General features: G+C 39.7%; 16 protein-coding genes and 1 riboswitch. Of the genes, 5 read left to right on the top strand and 11 right to left on the bottom strand.

Annotated elements, in window-relative coordinates; translation table 11 throughout:
• Positions 1-212: 212 nt before the first annotated feature.
• Positions 213-512 carry an IDEAL domain-containing protein gene (locus CEF16_RS09260; RefSeq protein WP_170031771.1) on the bottom strand — a complete coding sequence of 100 codons (300 nt, stop codon included), beginning with the start codon at positions 510-512 and terminating at the stop codon, positions 213-215.
• Positions 513-1,528: 1,016 nt separating this feature from the next.
• Between CEF16_RS09260 and CEF16_RS09265 the strand changes: the two genes are divergently transcribed.
• The 3 genes from CEF16_RS09265 to CEF16_RS09280 all read left to right on the top strand — a co-directional run bounded on the left by CEF16_RS09265 (position 1,529) and on the right by CEF16_RS09280 (position 5,068).
• Entirely contained in the window at positions 1,529-1,909 is a 381-nt protein-coding gene (locus CEF16_RS09265; RefSeq protein WP_091586780.1) for a YhjD family protein, read from the top strand.
• Positions 1,910-2,348: 439 nt separating this feature from the next.
• Entirely contained in the window at positions 2,349-3,002 is a 654-nt protein-coding gene (locus CEF16_RS09270) for a potassium channel family protein (RefSeq protein WP_091586781.1), read from the top strand.
• Between the two features lie 413 nt (positions 3,003-3,415).
• The gene (locus CEF16_RS09280) at positions 3,416-5,068 is read left to right on the top strand and encodes a BCCT family transporter (RefSeq protein WP_281259164.1); all 1,653 of its coding nucleotides are present in this window, start codon (positions 3,416-3,418) and stop codon (positions 5,066-5,068) included.
• Positions 5,069-5,351: 283 nt separating this feature from the next.
• Here the strand turns inward: CEF16_RS09280 and CEF16_RS09285 are convergent, their stop codons facing one another.
• The 6 genes from CEF16_RS09285 to hmpA form a co-directional block, all read right to left on the bottom strand.
• Complete coding sequence (locus CEF16_RS09285; protein ID WP_091586783.1) at positions 5,352-6,434, bottom strand: ABC transporter ATP-binding protein; 1,083 nt, start codon at positions 6,432-6,434, stop codon at positions 5,352-5,354.
• Positions 6,431-8,173, bottom strand: coding sequence for an ABC transporter permease (locus CEF16_RS09290; protein ID WP_245917816.1), 1,743 nt, complete (start codon positions 8,171-8,173; stop codon positions 6,431-6,433). Before CEF16_RS09290 ends, CEF16_RS09285 begins: the two co-directional genes overlap by 4 nt.
• Positions 8,174-8,192: 19 nt before the next feature.
• Positions 8,193-9,206, bottom strand: coding sequence for an ABC transporter substrate-binding protein (locus CEF16_RS09295; protein ID WP_091586784.1), 1,014 nt, complete (start codon positions 9,204-9,206; stop codon positions 8,193-8,195).
• A 352-nt stretch (positions 9,207-9,558) separates the two neighbouring features.
• Positions 9,559-10,803, bottom strand: coding sequence for a phospholipase D-like domain-containing protein (locus CEF16_RS09300; RefSeq protein ID WP_091586785.1), 1,245 nt, complete (start codon positions 10,801-10,803; stop codon positions 9,559-9,561).
• Between the two features lie 122 nt (positions 10,804-10,925).
• Entirely contained in the window at positions 10,926-11,075 is a 150-nt protein-coding gene (locus CEF16_RS23730) for a hypothetical protein (RefSeq protein ID WP_170031774.1), read from the bottom strand.
• A 79-nt stretch (positions 11,076-11,154) separates the two neighbouring features.
• Entirely contained in the window at positions 11,155-12,393 is a 1,239-nt protein-coding gene (gene hmpA, locus CEF16_RS09305; RefSeq protein WP_091586786.1) for an NO-inducible flavohemoprotein, read from the bottom strand.
• A 159-nt stretch (positions 12,394-12,552) separates the two neighbouring features.
• Here hmpA and CEF16_RS09310 point away from each other — a divergent pair, with 159 nt between their 5' ends.
• Together CEF16_RS09310 and CEF16_RS09315 are read left to right on the top strand one after the other, a co-directional pair.
• Complete coding sequence (locus CEF16_RS09310; protein WP_091586787.1) at positions 12,553-13,002, top strand: RrF2 family transcriptional regulator; 450 nt, start codon at positions 12,553-12,555, stop codon at positions 13,000-13,002.
• 21 nt (positions 13,003-13,023) lie between these two features.
• Positions 13,024-13,842 (top strand): MBL fold metallo-hydrolase, encoded by an 819-nt coding sequence (locus CEF16_RS09315; protein ID WP_091586788.1) that lies wholly within the window; start codon positions 13,024-13,026, stop codon positions 13,840-13,842.
• Positions 13,843-14,042: 200 nt separating this feature from the next.
• On the opposite strand, the gene CEF16_RS09320 is transcribed toward CEF16_RS09315, so the two are convergent.
• The 4 genes from CEF16_RS09320 to CEF16_RS09335 all read right to left on the bottom strand — a co-directional run bounded on the left by CEF16_RS09320 (position 14,043) and on the right by CEF16_RS09335 (position 18,280).
• Positions 14,043-14,600 carry a hypothetical protein gene (locus CEF16_RS09320; RefSeq protein WP_091586789.1) on the bottom strand — a complete coding sequence of 186 codons (558 nt, stop codon included), beginning with the start codon at positions 14,598-14,600 and terminating at the stop codon, positions 14,043-14,045.
• Positions 14,601-14,707: 107 nt separating this feature from the next.
• Positions 14,708-16,069: a magnesium transporter gene (gene mgtE, locus CEF16_RS09325; RefSeq protein ID WP_091586790.1), complete on the bottom strand. Its 1,362-nt coding sequence runs from the start codon at positions 16,067-16,069 to the stop codon at positions 14,708-14,710.
• Between the two features lie 280 nt (positions 16,070-16,349).
• Positions 16,350-16,516: riboswitch (M-box (ykoK) riboswitch) on the bottom strand.
• A gap of 93 nt (positions 16,517-16,609) precedes the next feature.
• Positions 16,610-17,785 (bottom strand): cation:proton antiporter, encoded by a 1,176-nt coding sequence (locus CEF16_RS09330; protein WP_245917817.1) that lies wholly within the window; start codon positions 17,783-17,785, stop codon positions 16,610-16,612.
• A 3-nt stretch (positions 17,786-17,788) separates the two neighbouring features.
• Positions 17,789-18,280, bottom strand: a complete 492-nt coding sequence (locus tag CEF16_RS09335; RefSeq protein WP_091586791.1) for a cation:proton antiporter regulatory subunit — start codon at positions 18,278-18,280, stop codon at positions 17,789-17,791.
• Between the last annotated feature and the right edge of the window lie 69 nt (positions 18,281-18,349).

Below are 18,349 nucleotides of genomic sequence, written 5' to 3' on the forward strand. Positions count from 1 at the left end.
CTGTATGAGAAAAACTTGGCTGTGATGTCTAACGTGTACTTTCTTAACCTTAAAATTAGAAAAACTTGGCTTGTCACCAAGTCAATGATCTCTACAAAAAATGACCCCGGCCCAATACCGAGGTCACTTACTAGCAGCTTAGCGCTTTTTATTAAACTGTCCATTTTAAGGGGTACAGTTCACTTTCAACCAGGCTGACGGTGTTTCTTTTTCTATTTCACTTTAAAGTCCAACTCAATTTCATATCCTTGCTCAGAGATTACTTTGCCAAATTTGTATTCTCCAATTAAGGCATTATATTGACTTGTTAATGCTTGAAAACTTTCCGGGTCTTTCTGATCTAATGCTTTGTCAATCATGCGCTGCAGCCGCTCCTTATTAAAGGAATAAACAGCGTATTCCATGGTCATTTGGGCATATAGCGATTGAAGCACCTGTCTTGATGGTCTTCTGCCATGCTTTGCCGACTTTATTTTTTTCATAAAATGCTGTTCATGAGTAGGATGTAACATTTTCGTCGAACCCCCTATCCTTTCACCGGACTTTACCGGTATTTGGCTTTCTGTCCTGTCCTTGGCGGGCGACGCGCGCATGAAGTACTGGCCCGGGCTCAAGCATGTATTTATTTACTGACTACATACCCGCATGGCGCTTCCTCTAAACGCTTTTTGCTTACATCTTTCTATTGAAGTTTCATTCTTGATGTCTGCTTCCTGTCTCGTGTTCATAGAAAAATGATCAGTTTTTTCTAATACTTGCAAAACTTTTTCCTGTTATAAGACATGGAAGGTGTCTTAGAAGATTGAGCTGGACAACAGAGGCGGCTGGGAACAAATGAATTATGCCTTTGATTTAGCTTCTGCTTTTGAATCCATTACAGTAAACGTTGCAGCGTGTTATTGCATATATATGTGCTGGCTGTGTTAGAAATGCGGGCTATTATACAATTCTTTATTAATTATTTAATTCGATCCAGACAACGGAAATTCCTTCACAGATTTGTAACCTCCATTATCTTCCTATGCCCTATCCTGAATATTCTTTCCTCATGAGTTCTTTTATGACCGCAGAAGCCACCAAAGCTATCACTCTTTTATGATTGTTTTTATAGCTGCTCTGCACCCCTTTGTTCCCTTCGGAGAGCTTACAATCTTTACGTTTTACATTTTCATTTTTCAAATCTTTCTATCTCCACGTCTTTTCACGAGCTGTTCGGTGGTTTTATCTCTGCTTCTTTCCAATCCCGAACGACTCAAACCCCGAGCACAGAATGTTTATCTCCACGTCGCGACTTCCTCTTTTAAAAAAAGCGCGGCTTTATTTTTATTTAGGACGCATCTGTTTTTATTTTTGTATGCGCTTTCTTATATTATAACCTATGTTGCTGCTCTATTTAAATAACTGATCTCAGCTTTTTTTCTTTAAATGAAAATATTAGCGGAAAAAAACTCCACTTGTATAATAAAACGAGCTTTCGTTATAATAAAAATACAAACAAACGTTCGCAAAAATGAAAAGAGGGGTACTCGTGCAAATTAAAGAAGAAGAACATATTATGATTCATTATTTTATTTTGCTTCCTCTTGTAAAAAAAGTCCTTGAAAAAGACTTTCAACTCTTTGAAAGTGGAGCGTTTAAAGTGAAAGGTCCCTATTTGGACATGATACAGGAGGCATTACGTATGCTGCACAAAGACATGCGCCATATCAAACAATACATGCATCAAAACCGTATTCGTGTAACCTTCCAAGAAAATGACGGTATGTTTTCCCGCTACAGTTATGTGTGCAGAGGGTATGAAGGATCAAGCAGTTATTTAAATGCAAATTTAAAGCGTCAAACCCGCCATTGTATGGAAGCCTATTTTCTTAAAACCTCCCCGCTTCAATCCGACTCCGTCCTTCACTAACAAGATGTAACAAAATCGATAATTGACAAACAATAATCACGGAGAGTACATTACAATAAGAAAACGTAAGCGCCCTTGTTTTTAAAGACGTTCGGCTAAGTTCCTCACGTGCTGTGAGAACGCCGAACTGGCTTGCACAGGATGGACTGACTTTTGCGGTAGGAACACGATGTTCTCGATTTTAGCAAACGTACCTTAAACCGCCGCGGGCCTCCGAGAGGCTGGGCGCTGCAGCTAGACATCAAAGCGCAACATTTTATACTTTCTTATCTTATAAGAAAAGTACAGGCGCCCTATGATATATGGCGTTGGGGCTGTGTATATATCCATGCATAGGAAGTGGTGTTTTTGATGGCAAGTGTCCATCGCAAAAACGCCTGCGCATTTACAGCAGCCAAAATTATGTTTACCAGGGATCAGAAGGGAGACAAACAAGGCCATGAAGAAACAATTTGCTGTTATTGGACTAGGACGATTCGGTATCAGCGTCAGCACTGAACTGTATAAGCTGGGCCATGATGTACTTGCCATTGACATCAATGAATCCAAAGTAAACGAGATAGTAAATGATTCTACCCATAGTGCCGTTGGTGACGGAACAGATGAAAAAACCATGCGCAGTCTCGGTATCACCAATTTTGATCATGTCATTGTAGCCATCGGAGATGATATTCAGGCCAGCACTCTTTGCACATTGCTATTAAAAGAAATGGGAATCGATTCTGTCTGGGTTAAAGCACAAAACTACTATCATCACAAAGTTCTCGACAAAATTGGGGCGGATAAAATTATCCATCCAGAACATGATATGGGTAACAGAATCGCACAGCACCTTGTTTCAGAAAAGGTTATTGACTATATCGAACTCTCTGACGATTTTTCTATCGTGGAAATAGCAGCACCACGCTCCATGGATAACCATACACTGATGGACCTAAATATTAGAGCACAGTTTGGAATAACCATTTTAGGAATTAAAAGAGGAAAAGATATCAATATTTCCCCGATGGCGGACGACAAAATATTTGAAAACGATGTTTTAATTGTCATAGGACATAAAAACGACTTAAAACGCTTTGAAGATAGTAATTAATAAAAAAAAGCGCAAGCGCCCTTATCAGCCTCGACAGGTAAATGTTCTCCAGGCAATAAAGGGCTCTTTGCCTTTAATGACTGGAGGTTATTTAACCCCGAGAGGCTGGGCGCTGCAGCTAGACATCAAAGCGCAACATTTTATACTTTCTTATCTTATTAGAAAAGCTTGGCTTACCGCTAAGTCCGAATGGCGGAAGTCGAGTTTTGCTTATACTTTGATCCTTAACAAAGTTAAACTTTCCTAAAGTATTAGAAAAACTCGGTTTGCCGCCAAGTCCTTATAGCCCTATACTTTACTACTTTAATAAAATTAAACATCCTTAAAGTATAAAAAGTCAAAAAATGCGTTTCAAGAAAGCCGGCTTAAGGGTAAAGGCAATCAGCTATACTATTGATGTAGGAGTGACATACTTGGGAACAGACAACTATACATATACTACTAAAAAACCTGGAACTGTCTTTATTATATCCGCTATATTTGTATTCTTATTTGTGCTCTGGGGATTTATACGGCCGAATCATTTAGCCAGCATTGCTGCAACATCACTGAATTTCACCATTGAAACCTTCGGCTGGTTTTACATGATGGTTGCTGCGTTTTTTGTAACTTTTATTATATTTTTAGCGCTAAGTCCGTATGGAAAGCTTCGTCTTGGAAAGCCAGAAGACCGTCCGGAATATTCCTTTTATGCCTGGCTTGGCATGTTGTTTTCCGCGGGGATAGGCGTCGGCTTTGTGTTTTGGGGAGTAGCTGAACCAGTCCTCTATTATGTCGATACACCACTCGGCCGAGATGTGGAAACGCAAGCTGAAGCAGCACAGTTAGGGCTGGATTACGGAATTTTTCATTGGGCTCTTCATCCGTGGGCCATCTTTTCTTTAGTTGCCCTGGCACTTGGTTATGTTCAGTTCCGAAAAGACCAGCCCGCTCTAATCAGTTCGGCGTTTTATCCTTTATTTGGGGATAAGGTGCGCGGAAAAATTGGGCAGAGCATCGATATACTTGCCGTATTAGCTACCTCTACAGGGGTTGCTACTACATTTGGACTAAGCGCCATGCAAATAAGTGGAGGCCTCTCCTACCTGACAGGGATGCCTAATAATGCCGCCACACAGCTGATTATTATTGGAATCGTATCCGTGCTGTTTATGATTTCTGCTGCTTCTGGGCTCGACAAAGGCATCCGTTACCTGAGTATCGTGAATTTAACCGTTGCAGGCCTGCTTCTTATTTTTGTGATCTTTCTCGGCCCTACCATCTATTTATTAGAAAGCGTAACCACTTCGCTTGGCGCGTATATTTCCAATTTTGTTCCGATGAGTTTAACGATGACTCCGTTTACCGACAGCACTTGGATTGGGACAAATACCATTTTTTATTGGGCTTGGCATATATCCTGGGCTCCGTTTATGGGAATGTTTATTGCGAGAATTTCAAGAGGCCGCACAATTAGGGAGTTTATTGCCGGCGTTCTTTTAGTTCCGTCTTTACTCGCTGTTATTTGGTTCAGCGTCTTCGGCGGCTCAGCCTTAAACCTTGAAATGAACGGCATAGCTCCTATTGCTGATATTGTTAACGATACGGTAGAACTTGCATTGTTTGCGACTTTACAAGAATTTCCTTTAGCGGGATTAACAAATGGACTGGCATTAGTATTAATTTTAATTTTTTTCATTACGTCAGCAGACTCCGCTTCTTACACATTGGGCGCCATGACTTCAAAGGGAAGCCTTGATCCAACGCTGTTCACAAAAATTACTTGGGGACTCCTCATTGCAGGTACAGCCTCTGTGCTGCTATTGTCCAATGGACTTGAAGGGCTCCAAACCGCTTCTATTGTAGCAGCTCTACCGTTTTCCATTATCATGACCGTAATGGTATTCTCGATGTTTAAAATGTTTACGCAGGACTTAAGACAGGAAAAACAGCAAAAACGCCAGCATCAAATGAAAAAAATGAAAGAGGAAATTCTCGATGAATTAGAAGAAGAAATTGATGACTTTTCCAGAGATTCCATAAAGAACACAGACAGCGAAGACTCTTCGAAAAAATCAACCAATTAATTCAAACCGACTGACCGGTTCTCATTAAACGCCCAAAAAACCCTGTTGAGATGCCCCATCCCAACAGGGTTTTTTCGGGACTTAACAGCTGGACACTTCACCATACCCTGTTTCACCGCTAATAGTCATTCCATTACTCGTTCCTATTAAAATTTTTCTAAAGGTACAAAACCCGTTGGAAAATTAATCGTTTCCCAACAGGTTTAAAAAATATTGTTAAAAGTTTCTAAGTGCAGTGCTCCTAACTTGTTCTTAAACCATTGCAGCTATTGCTGTCTGTTTGTCAGGAAGAAAAGATAAGCTTTTGTCCACCTTGATAGGCGCTCCATCTTTTTTCCGTAAGCGAAATGATGACTTGATCTCCAGGGTGAAAAAATTCATCAGCCGGACTATGAATTGTCCACTTCTCCTCTCCTACTTGAACAGTATAATGAAGGTCTTTTCCTTGAAATTGTACGTTTTCCACATAACCTGATATCCCGTTTCCCTTTTTGCTAAGACTTAATTCTTCTGGCCGAACCGGCATGATATTTTTTTTCATAAAGTAAGGGGATATATCTTTTTTATCCCAAGCAACCATTTCGCTGCCATTAGGATGAAATTCTCCATTTTTCCAAAAGCCATGGACTAAATTGGCTTTTCCTACAAAGGATGCTACAAATTCGGTTTGTGGAAAACGATAAACAGTTTCCGGTTTCCCGATTTGTTCAATCGCCCCATCCTTCATCACAATAATTCGATCGGCCATGGCTAATGCCTCTCCTTGATCATGTGTCACATAAATAACTGTCGTTTGGGTGAGGCGATGGATCTTTTGAATTTCATTTCTCATCTCCAGCCGCAATTCAGCATCCAAACTGCTTAATGGTTCATCCATTAAGAGAAGTGTAGGTTTTGCAGCGATAGCCCGTGCCAGAGCAACCCTTTGTTTTTGTCCGCCAGATAATTCATGAGGCATTCGATCTTCATATCCACATAAGTTCACCATTTCCAGCACTTCTTTAATACGAGCTTCTTTATCGGCTTTTAGTTCTTTAGGTACAAACTTATGATGTTGGAGAGGAAAACGAACTTGTTCTTTAACTGTTAAATGAGGCCACAAGGCAAAAGATTGAAAAACCATCCCTATATTTCTTTTATCGGGTGGAGTTAAATGCGTAGGAGAAGCTACTTGCTCGTTGTTCATTTCTATATGCCCCTCACTAGGAGATTCAAAGCCTGCAAGTAATCGCAGAAGAGTTGTTTTCCCGCACCCAGAAGGACCTAGTATAGCAATGAATTCCCCTTCTTTCATTTCGGCTTCAATCGAAGAAATGGCAGTAGTGCTGCCGAATTTTTTAGTCACTCCAAGTATCTTTGTGCTCATACGTTTTTCACCTTCTTATTCCAAAGGTTTTGTAAACCAATCATTAAACCAATACCAATTAATAGCAAGAAAACAACGACGGAAGAAAACGCCGTAGAATGTGTTGTATAGCCTGCCTGTTCAAAATTAAAAATAACCAGCCCGATCGTTTCGCTGCCGGAAGACCAAAGCAACGAAGAAACCGTAAGTTCCGTTAGAGCCGTGAGAAATACTAAAAATGCTCCCCCCAAAACCCCCGGCAGAATGAGCGGTGTCATGATTTTCCTCCACTTGGTATATCCCTTTGCTCCAAAAATGTGAGATGCTTCTTCCATCGAACGGTCTACTTGCATAAAAGCCGTAACACTTCCTCTGACTTGCAAGATCATAAATCGGGTAACATAGGCAATGATTAAGATCCAAATACTTCCATAAATTCCTGGATTCCACCCAGGAAGGGGTTCCATCCAAGCAAAAATCATCGCAAGAGCTAAGACTACTCCTGGAAGAGCATAAGGAATGCTAATGACTACTTCTAAAAACCTCGTAAATGAAGAAGGCCTATTGATCCGTAAGTATGCGATTATGGTCCCTATTACTAGCGCAGTGACAGCCGTAATTAAAGCTAGAATTAAACTGTTGGCCAGGGAAGCTTGCACTTTATCATTTTCAAAAAGCACAAACTTGTAGTGATTCAGCGTCATATTTTCCCATGAAAAATTAAGACCGTACGTACGTATTAAAGAAGAAGAAACCATCGAAAATAAAGGAACAAAGCTAATAAATAAAAGAAATATCCATAATGCTGCTTCTACCCATACACGATACCTTCCAAAGGAAAAACGCGGTTTTCGGTCTTCATGCGGCGTTTCCATCTGCTTTGATTTTCTAATAAACAGCCACTGTAAAAGTGTTCCTATGACGGCAGTGCCGCCTAATAAAACGGATAATGTTGCTGCTCTTGAAAACGCTTGCGGACCTATATTTACTACTTCTTGATAAATGGCCGTGCTTAACACCGGAATATTAGCCGGTATCCCTAAAAAAGCAGGTATACCAAAATTATCAAGATTTGCCAAAAAAGCCAAAAGACCGCCCCCCGCTATACCCGGCAAAGCTAACGGAAGCGTTACTCTGCGCAATGTCGCCAATCTGCTTGCTCCAGAGGATCTAGAAGCCCATTCTAATTCACGTGGTATTTTTTTTAAAACTCCCACCGTAAATAGATATACTAACGGATAATGCGATAAACCAAGTATAAAAATCATTCCTTCTAAACTATATAAATCTAAAGGTTCTATTTCCCCTGGGAATAACTGAAGAACATTAGCAATCCAGCCATTTGAGCTCATTAATTGAGTCCAGGAAAGGGTCACTATATAAGATGGGATAATAAAAGGCAGCAACACAAAAATATGAATGAAACGTTTCGCCCTAATATCGCTGTACGTTACCACACCTGCCAAGATCACCCCTAAAGTGATCGAGAGAATAGTAGATCCAAGCACCATAAAAAAGGTATTCTTCAAGACAAACCACGTTCTTCGTTCTGATAATATGTGGCTGTAGTGACTGAGCGTGGCGCCTGTTTCGCCTGTGAAACTTAACGCAAGCAGACGAAGCACAGGCAAAATAAAAAAAATAAGTACTATTAATAACGATACAGCAATAATCACCTTTCGATTTAAAATAGCATTAGAGGAAAAAGAGGGGGATGAAATCACGTCCTTTCCTCTTTTTGGATGTACTTGCTGATCCATAAAATATCTCCTCAATCTATTATTCGTCTGAGATTTGTTCAAATTTCTGTTTGTCCTTTTCCCGTGTTTCCAGCAATTCTGCTACGTCATGGGAAAGAACATCAAATTCATTTATGTTTTTTAATCCTTCCGGCACTTCAATACCTTCTTTAATAGGTGTATATCCAAATTCTGCAGAAACTTCCTGTCCTTTTTCAGACAGCACAAAGTCGACAAAAGCCTTGGCCGCTTCTTCGTTATCTGTCTCCTCCATTATTCCAATTGGTTCGGTAATAACGGGCACACCTTCTGAAGGATAAACCAGCTCAATAGGTGATCCTTCTGCTTTAGCTCTGGCAACGATAAAATCAACAACCATTCCATACGATTTTTCCCCGGATGCTACTTCTTGAAGTACTCCTCCATTGCCTTGCACCACTGTCATACCGTTTTCTTTTAGATTCTCAAAGTATTCCCAGCCGAATCCATCTTTTCGGCTCATTACCCCAACATTATAAGCAGCAGCGCCAGAATATAACGGGCTTGGCATTATTGCTTTATCATGAGCTTCTTCTGAGGTGAGAACATCCCAGGAATCTGGAATAGAGTTCACTTCGTTTGTATTTACAGCTAGAATCGTTGCCATAATTTTTGTTCCATAATATGTATGTTCCGGATCAATGAATTCTTCTGAAATGCCTTCTGACTCTTCAGATTCATAAGGTAACAGCAGCTCTTGCTCTTTTAAACTTTCAAATGTTACAGCGTCCGCCACCAGCATGACATCAGCTTGAATATCACCAGCCTGATTTTCAGCTTGCACTTTACTGATTACTTCTTCTGTTCCAGAGCGGAAAATATCCACTTCTACTTCCGGATACTGTTCATTAAACGCAGATACTAACGCATTAGCGTCTTCATCAGGTTGAGAGGTGTAGAAACTTAGTGTTCCAGATATACTTGCTTCTTCTCCAGATGCTCCCTCATTATCGCCACATCCTGCTAATACCATGGATGTTAATAAAGTAAAACCGATCCATCTAAATTTTTTCATTACATGTCCTCCTTGTCATCACTCATTACTATTTAAACGTGTAGAATTAAGTGTCTACCTCTTATTGTAGAAAACATTTTTTAACTTGATGTGAATAAAGCTCATGTTTCATGTAAACGTTTCGTTAACATATAAATCATTCGCTTCATTGTTCTGTAAAAACATCAAAGTAATTTGTTACCTGGTACAGCCCCTGCTTTTCATCGAAAGAAATAGTAAGTTACCTGTTAAAAATGTAAATAGAATGAATAACGAATGTCCACAATCACTATTTTATCCGGCTGTTGAAGTTTGACGAAGCCGTGTTAAAAACAAAAAGACTGCTTCAGTAATCCGAGCAGTCTTTCTGTTCTCATTTAATAAGTAGATGTATTCGTGATTTTTTGCAGGTGATACAAACATTTAAGCCATAACGATGCATTTTTTCTAGCTTCAAAAAGAAATGTATAGTATGCACCCTTATTAAACCAAAGCCGGCAAAAAATAGTTGTACGTCTCTTAATGCAGGTGTATCTTTTGTTCCTTCTACAAGTACGCTGGCATCTAAATTATAATTTTTTAAGTTTCTTCGTGTGAAATTAGCAGAACCGCCAAGAGCAAATACTTTATCATCTTCTTCAATCAGCATCAGCTTTGTATGAAACTGTTCCCCTTTTGTTTCATACCAGCGAATTTCAAGGTTTTCTTTTTTATTTTTCATAAGCTCGTAAGCTACCGGTTTGTTCGGAATACCATTTTTACGCTGCCCCAACGCTTCCATGTTTTGATCAAAAATGATTTTAATATTAGCTCCTCTTTGGTGAGCTTTAAGTAGTGCTTTAATAATTTTTGTATCTGAAAGGTATAAAATGGCCAAATGTATTTTGCTTCCTGCTTTTGTTTTGTTAATTAACTTTACTGCTTCTTCTCGCGTCTGGCCTTCTGTGAGAAGCTGAATCGCTGCATCTTCTTTATGTTCAGGTGAAGCTCTGCTTTTCATCTTTTTTGTCCGCTGCGGTAAAATAGAGCCTCCGCTAAATGCAGCTACTGCTTGTTCAGATTCTAGACCATCATCTATAATATCTCCTTTAACGGCAAATCCGATATTATTAAAATAAGCACTGGCATCATGGGGATTAAAAGAGGAGATCAGTGCTTCACGATCTGTATACATTACTTTTCGGTGGTTGGCTTTTAAATTCAGCATTTTCAAATACGTTCGCAGTGTTAAAGAAAGCTGTTTTTTACTCATTGCATGCGGAAGCCATCCATAACCTTTTGTTCCAAACCATTGAAAATAAGATCTCCAAAAACCTGCTACTAAAGGGGTTGCATCACGAATTTTGCGTAAGTTCGTCATGACTACTTCAATCCCATTGTTTTTAAGCCTGCTTAAGTGAGGAGATTCATGAGTGCCATACGCCGTATTAACCGGATCAGTAATAAACATAATCTTCATATCGGGGTATGCTTTCTTTTTCTCCACTAAAGCTTCGGTTACACTTTTTGCAGCCTTTGGGCATTCTATTTCATGGCAATGATAATCATTAAACAAAAACTGATCAAGGACAATGAAGGATTCAGCTTCTTCAATCATTTTTAACATTTTAAGGTACAAATTACTTTCCCAAACAGGTTCCTTATTTTCATACCAAAGATTATATTAGAAATACTTGGCTTACCGCCAAGTCCAAATGGCGGAAGCCGTAGTTTTGCTTATACTTTAACCCTTTAACAAAGTTAAACATTCTTAAAGTACAAAAATTGTAAATCTTTCACTTTACGCTTTTTTCCTTTTATCGCTAACCCTTTAGGAAGAGGTTTAAACATGCCGTAGATCATCGCCGCAATGGGCGGAATAAGAAGAAGCCGTTTCCAAAAGTATTTCATACTGCCCCCCCTTTCTAAGATCTTTGACTAGAATTCCCTAATTATTGGTCTGTCAAACAAAAGGGGAGGGCGAGAAAATTTAATTTGTTTCTAAATCTGCAGCTGGACCGAAAAATTCAAAATGCATGCGTTCTTCTGGAATGTTGAAATCACTCTTCAACATATGATTAATAGCTTGAAGAAAAGGAAGCGGTCCGCAGAAATAATAATCTGCTTCTTTTTCAGGCAAAAGCGATGCAAGCCATTCTTTATCAATACGGCCTTGTTTTTGTATATAAGGATCTGTATTATCTTCTTCCGTTACAACATCGTAGCATACGTGATATGATACCTTGTCACATTCACCAGCAGCTTTGGCTGCAGGAGCATGCATAGCATGGTGTGAGCTGCTTTGAGCCGCTTGAATAAATGTAACAGGTCGTCTGTTTTCTTCGACAAGTGTATTAAACATGCTCATTAATGGAGTGAGCCCAACTCCGCCACTGATAAGAACTACCGGCCGGTCCGCAGGCTGCAGATAAAAATCCCCCGCAGGTGCAGTTAATTCAAGCACATCCCCTTCGTTCACTGAACGATGAAGATAATTAGACACGACCCCTTCAGGAAGCGAGTCTGACCCTTCTTCCCGCTTTACACTAATACGGAAATAATCTTTGTCGGGCGCATCAGATAACGAATACTGTCTAAGATGCAGAAACTCTTCTCCTGGTATTTCAGTTTTGACAGTTATATATTGCCCAGGTTCAAAATATGGAAGACTGCCGCCGTCTGCCGGGCGAAGATAAAAGGAAGTAATAACATTGCTTTCCGGTACTTTTTTATCAACCGTAAATGCACGGAATCCATCCCATCCGCCGGACTGCTGGGCAGTTTCTTCATACATTTTTTGTTCTACTGAAATAAACACATCAGCAATGACACCGTATGCTTCTTCCCAAGCGCTAAGGACATCATCTGTCGCTGCATCACCTAACACTTCTTTGATAGCAGCAAGCAGGTTCTCTCCAACAATAGGATATTGTTCTGGTTTAATTTGAAGACTGCGGTGTTTATGGGCAATTTGGTTTACAACAGGCAGTATGTTTTCTAGTTGATCAATGTTTTTTGCCGCAGCTAATACAGCATGTGCTAATGCCTGCGGCTGCCGGCCTTTTTTTTGGTTCGTTTGGTTGAATACGTTTAACAGTTCCGGGTTTCTTTCAAACATTCTCTTATAAAAGTGAGTTGTAATTTCCTCTCCCCTTGTTTCTAAAATCGGAGCAGTGGCTTTAACTGTTTCAATTGTTTTTGGATTCAAAGCGGTTTTACTTTGACTCATCAAAAAGTCCCCCCTTATTTAAATATACATTTATAATACATGTTTATCTTATCATAAAATGAGTATTTTAAATGCATATTTAAATGCCTTCTTATGTCTATTTGGTGAAAATATGATAATATATAGTTATTAAAATCTATCATAGATGGAGCGTTTCTCATGCAACTAACCTCTTATACAGATTATACTTTGCGTATGTTAATTTATTTGGCAGCTGTTGAGCACCCTAAGCTTGCGAGCATCAAAGAAATTGCAGCAGCTTACCAGATTTCTTATAATCATCTCACAAAAGTTGGCCATGAATTAGTAAAACTTGGGCTTATTCAGTCTATTAAAGGTAGAAACGGCGGAATACGGTTAGCCAAAACTCCAGAAGAAATTAATATTGGCTGGGTAGTTCGGCAAACAGAGGATAATCTCAATTTAGTGGAGTGCTTTGACCCTGAGAAGAGCACTTGCGTATTAACAGGACAATGCCGCTTAAAAGGGGTGCTTCAAGAAGCGCTGAAGGCATATATGCAGGTTCTTGACCGTTACACACTCGAGGACATAGCAACGAACCGCTCGGTCTTAAAAAGTCTTTTGCAATCTCCTGGTATTTCCCAATAAACCAATAATGAGGGACATTGTATGATTGTGCGGCATACTGTTTTACCAAATAAACATTACGATGAACTTGAAGCAGCTACAGGAAAATTAGAAATAGGCAGCCAAACTTTTTTTTATCACGTATATTTTTATCAAGGTGTGTTGATTGATACAGGGCCTCCGCGTGCACGAGCACATATAAACCGCTTTGTAGAGGATAAAAAACCTGACAAAGCCTTTCTAACCCATTATCATGAAGATCACAGCGGTAATGCTTCCTATTTACATCGAAATAATCATTTAAAGGTATCCTGCGGAGAAAAAACAGCTTCTATTTTGAAACAAGGGTTTGCTTTGCCTTTATACCGCAAAGTGATATGGGGGAAAGATATGAAACCTTTTACTCCTCATTCTCTGCACGATACTTATATAGATCATCGTGAGGGAAGGCTGCTTCTTATTCCTTCCCCTGGCCATTCTGAGGACCATTACAGTTTATATGATCCAAAGAGAAAATGGTTGTTTGCAGGTGACTTATTTTTAGCGAAAAGGCTTCGTTATGGAATGAGAGAAGATTCCGTCCCGCAAATGATTCAATCTTTACAAACCGTGCTCCAATACAATATCGACACGGTTTTCTGTGGACATGCAGGCATTGTGAAGCAAGGAAAAGATGCATTGCAGGCAAAACTTAACTTTCTTCTAGATCTTTCTAACCAAACGTTAACTCTTAAGCGTAAAGGGTATAACGCCAGAAGGATTACAGAAAAACTATTCTCAAAGAGCATATTAATGAAATGGGTTTCAGCAAATGAATTTTCACCTCATCATCTTGTTAACTCTATATTAAAAAGGGATTAGCAACACTCCGCTTCTCGACTATACGCTTTTTTGCCTTGTGTTCAAGGGTACCTGCAATCACAAATGGGCATGAAAATTTCCTTTTTTTTCAATACCATCTGAATTTGCTGATTTACTCGCCGACGATCACCATTTACTCGCCAATGCCATAGGAAGTGAAGGAATCCTATAGTATAAATAAAGCAGGGTCGTTGTTGCCTTCAACCCTGCTTTCGCCTATCTGTATGGGTGATACGGTAGAGTGCAGTTCGTCCATTTTCCATCGAACGTAATTGCAGGTACTCAGGCGATTCACCCTCGCTGTAATGAACATTTAAAGCCATTGCTTCCGCTGCTTTTGTTAGAAGTTTCTCGTTTTTCTCAAAAATATATATGGTAAAACATTCGTTGTCTTTAATGATAGGAACTGTAAAATGCTGACGGCTCCATGCTTTTGGATATTCTCTGTATTGAATCCAGCCAGCCATATCACCCGGCTCCTTTTCAAGGAAAGGGAGCAATAGGCCAGAGACATGGACGAGCCACAAGTAATAAGAAGTATTATGTCTAAACCAAAGCGGCGACAGCATTTGCCATTTTTCTTTAAACACGTCAGTAAGGAGTACTGCTGTCCGTTCTTCTTGCTTGTATTTTAAAACGTCGGCAGCTACTTCATTAATAACGTCCTGTACAGCACGCTTCCAACTGTCCATTTTAAATCCCTGAACCGGATAGAAGGGTCCTTCTTGCTTGAAAAAAGAGTCAAATTGTTCTTCCATTTCCCCTTCCTCCTTTCCTCTTTCTACTTTCATTGTACGCCCTGACTCAAAACCTTGTAAATGAAAAAATCAGCCGCGGGACATATATTTTGTCTGCGGCTGATTTATTATAAATATTGAATTAAAGACGTTGCAACAGTGAAATAAATCATTAAACTAATAAGGTCATTTAACGTTGTAATAAAAGGGCCGGATGCAATAGCAGGATCTAATTTTAATTTATTAATTACAAGGGGAATTGTCGTACCAATTACACTTGCCATACCAAGCGATAACACAATAGAAACGCCGACTATTCCTCCAAGTAGCGGGTCTCCATAAAAAATGGCAAGCAGCAGCGCAATAACGGCACCGGACATAACACCGATCATTAAGCCCGTAGAAAACTCACGGATAATCGTTTTCCACAATCCGCGCTTTTCTAGACTCCCTGTCGCAAGAGCACGTACAGATACCGCCAAAGATTGTGTTCCTGTGTTCCCAGCCGACCCCATAATCATCGGAATAAACGCAGCCAAAAGCACGACCGTTTCTAATGTTTCTTCAAATCTGCCAATCACTTCTGCTGTAACCAAACCGAAAAACATAAGCATAATAATCCAAGGAGCTCTTTTTTTAGCGGCTTGAAACGATGTTAAGGTTACATCTGTTGACCCTCTCGCTGCTGTAATTTCTCCTAAATCCTCTGTTGCTTCTTCTTCTATAACGTCCAACACGTCGTCTACCGTTACAATCCCAAGCAGTGTATTATCATCATCTACAACCGGGGCAGCAAGAAAATCATATTTTTGAATGAGTTGAGCTACTTCTTCTTGGTCGGTTTTTTCGTGAACAGAAACGACACGTGTGCTCATAATATTTTCTATCTTTTCTGTAGAAATAGAAGTGATTAAGTCACGGATCGAAGTAACTCCGGCCAAACGCTCTTTTTCATCTACAACATACAAGTAGTAAATGGTTTCTGCATCTGGTCCTTCTTGACGTAATAATTCGATAACATCACCTACTGTATCATAGGCTTTAATCGATATGAATTCTTTTGTCATGATGGCGCCGGCTGTTTCCTCTTCATAAGCAAGCAGCTCTCTTACATCATCGGCATCTTCATCATCCATCGCCTTTAAAATATCCGACACATTTTCTTGCTGCAATTCACTAAGAAAGTCTGCTACGTCATCAGCGTACATATTATTAAATACTTCAGCCGCATAATGATCATTCAGCTCAAGTGCAATATTCTTTTGTTCATCGACTTCTAAGCCTTCAAATATTTCAGCGAATTCCTCTGGGCTTAAAAATTCATATACCCGTTTTCTTTCCAGCTCTTCTAAATGAAGAAACACATCGGCTTGATCAGCCGGATGCAGCTCTAAAAACAAGTGGCGAAATTGTTCTATATCATTTTTCATCGCCGCTTTTATAATGTAATCCATATATTCATCTCTTGTACTCTCGTTTAACTCAACCACGGTCAATCCCTCCATCTGGAGAGATCCTGTTCCTCTCTACGTCAGCCAAGTGAGACGCAGGGGAAATGGACCTCCCTTTATTCTATTGCCAAATTCTAAAAGTTGTAATCCCAGCCAGCCCATCCTGCTATATGGACAACTATCCAAATCCCCTCACCTCACTTTGTTATATAAAATGTTTCGACTGACTTTAAGGTGTCACAAAAATAAATGATGAAATACTAAAAGCACGCCCTCCTGTGAATGGAAGGCGTGCTCTCTTTGACAAATGCAATACAAAACACAGCCCCATTCGTAGAGCTTTAGCACTGCACGGCATAGGGCCCAAAGCCCAGCTGCATTAAAAACCACCTTATATCGATGGTTTCTGTTGACCCATTGGCGTCTTTGGACATTTTTGGGCAGCAGCGTTTCTCCGTACAGGAGCCTCACCTAACGAGGTTACTTTTACATATCTATTCTATTAGTACATGGTAGAATATAACGTCATATGCATGCATATGTCAATTACCTGCGGATTAATTTTTATAAAGATTATATTTAAGTACCCGGGACTTTTACTTTCTCTGGTTTCTTTTTCTTACCATACACTTTTGTTGTTAAATACGGCGCATAAAGGAATAACAATATACCAATGGACGTTGATAATAAAATAAAAACACTGCTGAAAGCCATAATTTCTGCTGCTGCAAGACTAGCAATAATAATGGAAAACTCGCCTCTTTGCGTAAAGGACAGCCCTGCTCGAAAAGATACTCTAGCAGAAAGACCATACATCCTTCCACCCGCCATTCCTACAAACAGTTTAGCCACTACAGACCAAATTAATAGCGCCGTTAACAGCAATGGCCAAGATATTCCGTTTCCAACATCTATTTGGGTGCCGAACCAAAGAAAAAATAGCGGCAAGGTTAATTCGCGAACAGGTAATACGAGCGGCTCCATCTTGCTGCTTTTTTTTGATTCAGCCAGCATAATACCGGCAAGAAACGCTCCCAGTACTTCTGATAAATCCAAATAAATAGCAAGACCGCTATAAGTAAAAGCAATTCCAATAATAAGTAAATGAAATATGTCTGACCCGGCATTACGTTCTATAAATCTAGAAAGTTTTAAAAATACCAGTCGTCCTAAGATAATGGCAAAAATGATAAGAAGAACCACTTTTCCAAGCAGCCAGGAAAATTCAAATCCATTCAAACCTTCGCCAGTACTTAGACCAGCAAGAACAGCTACCATAATTGGAGCTGCTAAATCCTCAAAAATAAGAACACCAAGTATAAATTCCGATTCTGGATTAGCCGTCCGTTTCGTGTTCTCCATCATTTTCATCGTGATCGATGAACTTGTTGCATATAATACTCCTCCAATAAACAGAGCAGATAATGCATCTAGGCCAAATAACACACAAATCATCACAGATAATACAAAATTTAAAAACAGATCAAGCGTACCAGCAGGCGTCACTCTCTTTGCGATTCCTGCCAGCTGCTTGATCGGAAATTCCATTCCCAGCATGAAAAATAAAAGTACAATTCCGATTTCTCCGGTAAAGTATAAAATTTCAGAATCGGCTAACAGGCCACCTACTGCGATACCTACAATAATAAATAATAAAACATCAGGAATTTTCGACCTCAAGCCAATAAATCCAATGGCAAACATCGCTAGAAGAATAAGCCCTGCCGCAAATAATTCTGGCACATGAGCTTCCACTCTTTAGTCCGCCTCCCCCTCTGCTAATTCTTCAAAATCCGAAATCTGGCTGTTTTTACCCACTACCATGACGGTGTCTCCAACTTGAAGGGTTTCCTTCACTCCTGGACTTGCGATTACTTCATCATTTCGAAAAATACCGACTATAGATACACCCGTTTTCTTTCTTACTTCTGCTTCTCCAATTGTTTTTCCAGCAAAGGTGGTTCCTTCTTTTAAACTGATCCATTCCACTACAATTTTGCTTTTGAACAATTTCATTTTATCGCTGTCAACTGGCTGAAAGACTGCGCCAAGAAGCTGGGCACCTAATTCACGTGTTTCATCTGACGTAAGTTCCATGGAAAAATCCGCCTCGTCTTCGTCCGGATCTTGAAAAAAGTACAATTCCCGTTTACCAGTATGATGTGTTACGAGCACAACCATGCTTCCTTCAGCCGTTAAAAACGACATTTTCTTCCCAATCCCTGGTAAATCTGCCATTTTCACTTCCACAAAACTCTCTCCTTTTTTCTTGTCATTCTTCTAATATTGTATAGCAGTTTATGCTTTCTGAACAGAAAA

The sequence above is a fragment of the Alteribacillus bidgolensis genome, from assembly GCF_002886255.1.
Lineage (GTDB): Bacteria > Bacillota > Bacilli > Bacillales > Marinococcaceae > Alteribacillus > Alteribacillus bidgolensis.

Excerpts from the sequence above, each read along its gene's own strand:
- CEF16_RS09260 (WP_170031771.1), bottom strand. The coding sequence starts at position 512 with ATGTTACATCCTACTCATGAACAGCATTTTATGAAAAAAATAAAGTCG.
- CEF16_RS09270 (WP_091586781.1), top strand. The coding sequence starts at position 2,349 with ATGAAGAAACAATTTGCTGTTATTGGACTAGGACGATTCGGTATCAGC.
- CEF16_RS09285 (WP_091586783.1), bottom strand. The coding sequence starts at position 6,434 with ATGAGCACAAAGATACTTGGAGTGACTAAAAAATTCGGCAGCACTACT.
- CEF16_RS09290 (WP_245917816.1), bottom strand. The coding sequence starts at position 8,173 with ATGGATCAGCAAGTACATCCAAAAAGAGGAAAGGACGTGATTTCATCC.
- CEF16_RS09295 (WP_091586784.1), bottom strand. The coding sequence starts at position 9,206 with ATGAAAAAATTTAGATGGATCGGTTTTACTTTATTAACATCCATGGTA.
- CEF16_RS23730 (WP_170031774.1), bottom strand. The coding sequence starts at position 11,075 with ATGAAATACTTTTGGAAACGGCTTCTTCTTATTCCGCCCATTGCGGCG.
- hmpA (WP_091586786.1), bottom strand. The coding sequence starts at position 12,393 with ATGAGTCAAAGTAAAACCGCTTTGAATCCAAAAACAATTGAAACAGTT.
- CEF16_RS09310 (WP_091586787.1), top strand. The coding sequence starts at position 12,553 with ATGCAACTAACCTCTTATACAGATTATACTTTGCGTATGTTAATTTAT.
- CEF16_RS09315 (WP_091586788.1), top strand. The coding sequence starts at position 13,024 with ATGATTGTGCGGCATACTGTTTTACCAAATAAACATTACGATGAACTT.
- CEF16_RS09320 (WP_091586789.1), bottom strand. The coding sequence starts at position 14,600 with ATGGAAGAACAATTTGACTCTTTTTTCAAGCAAGAAGGACCCTTCTAT.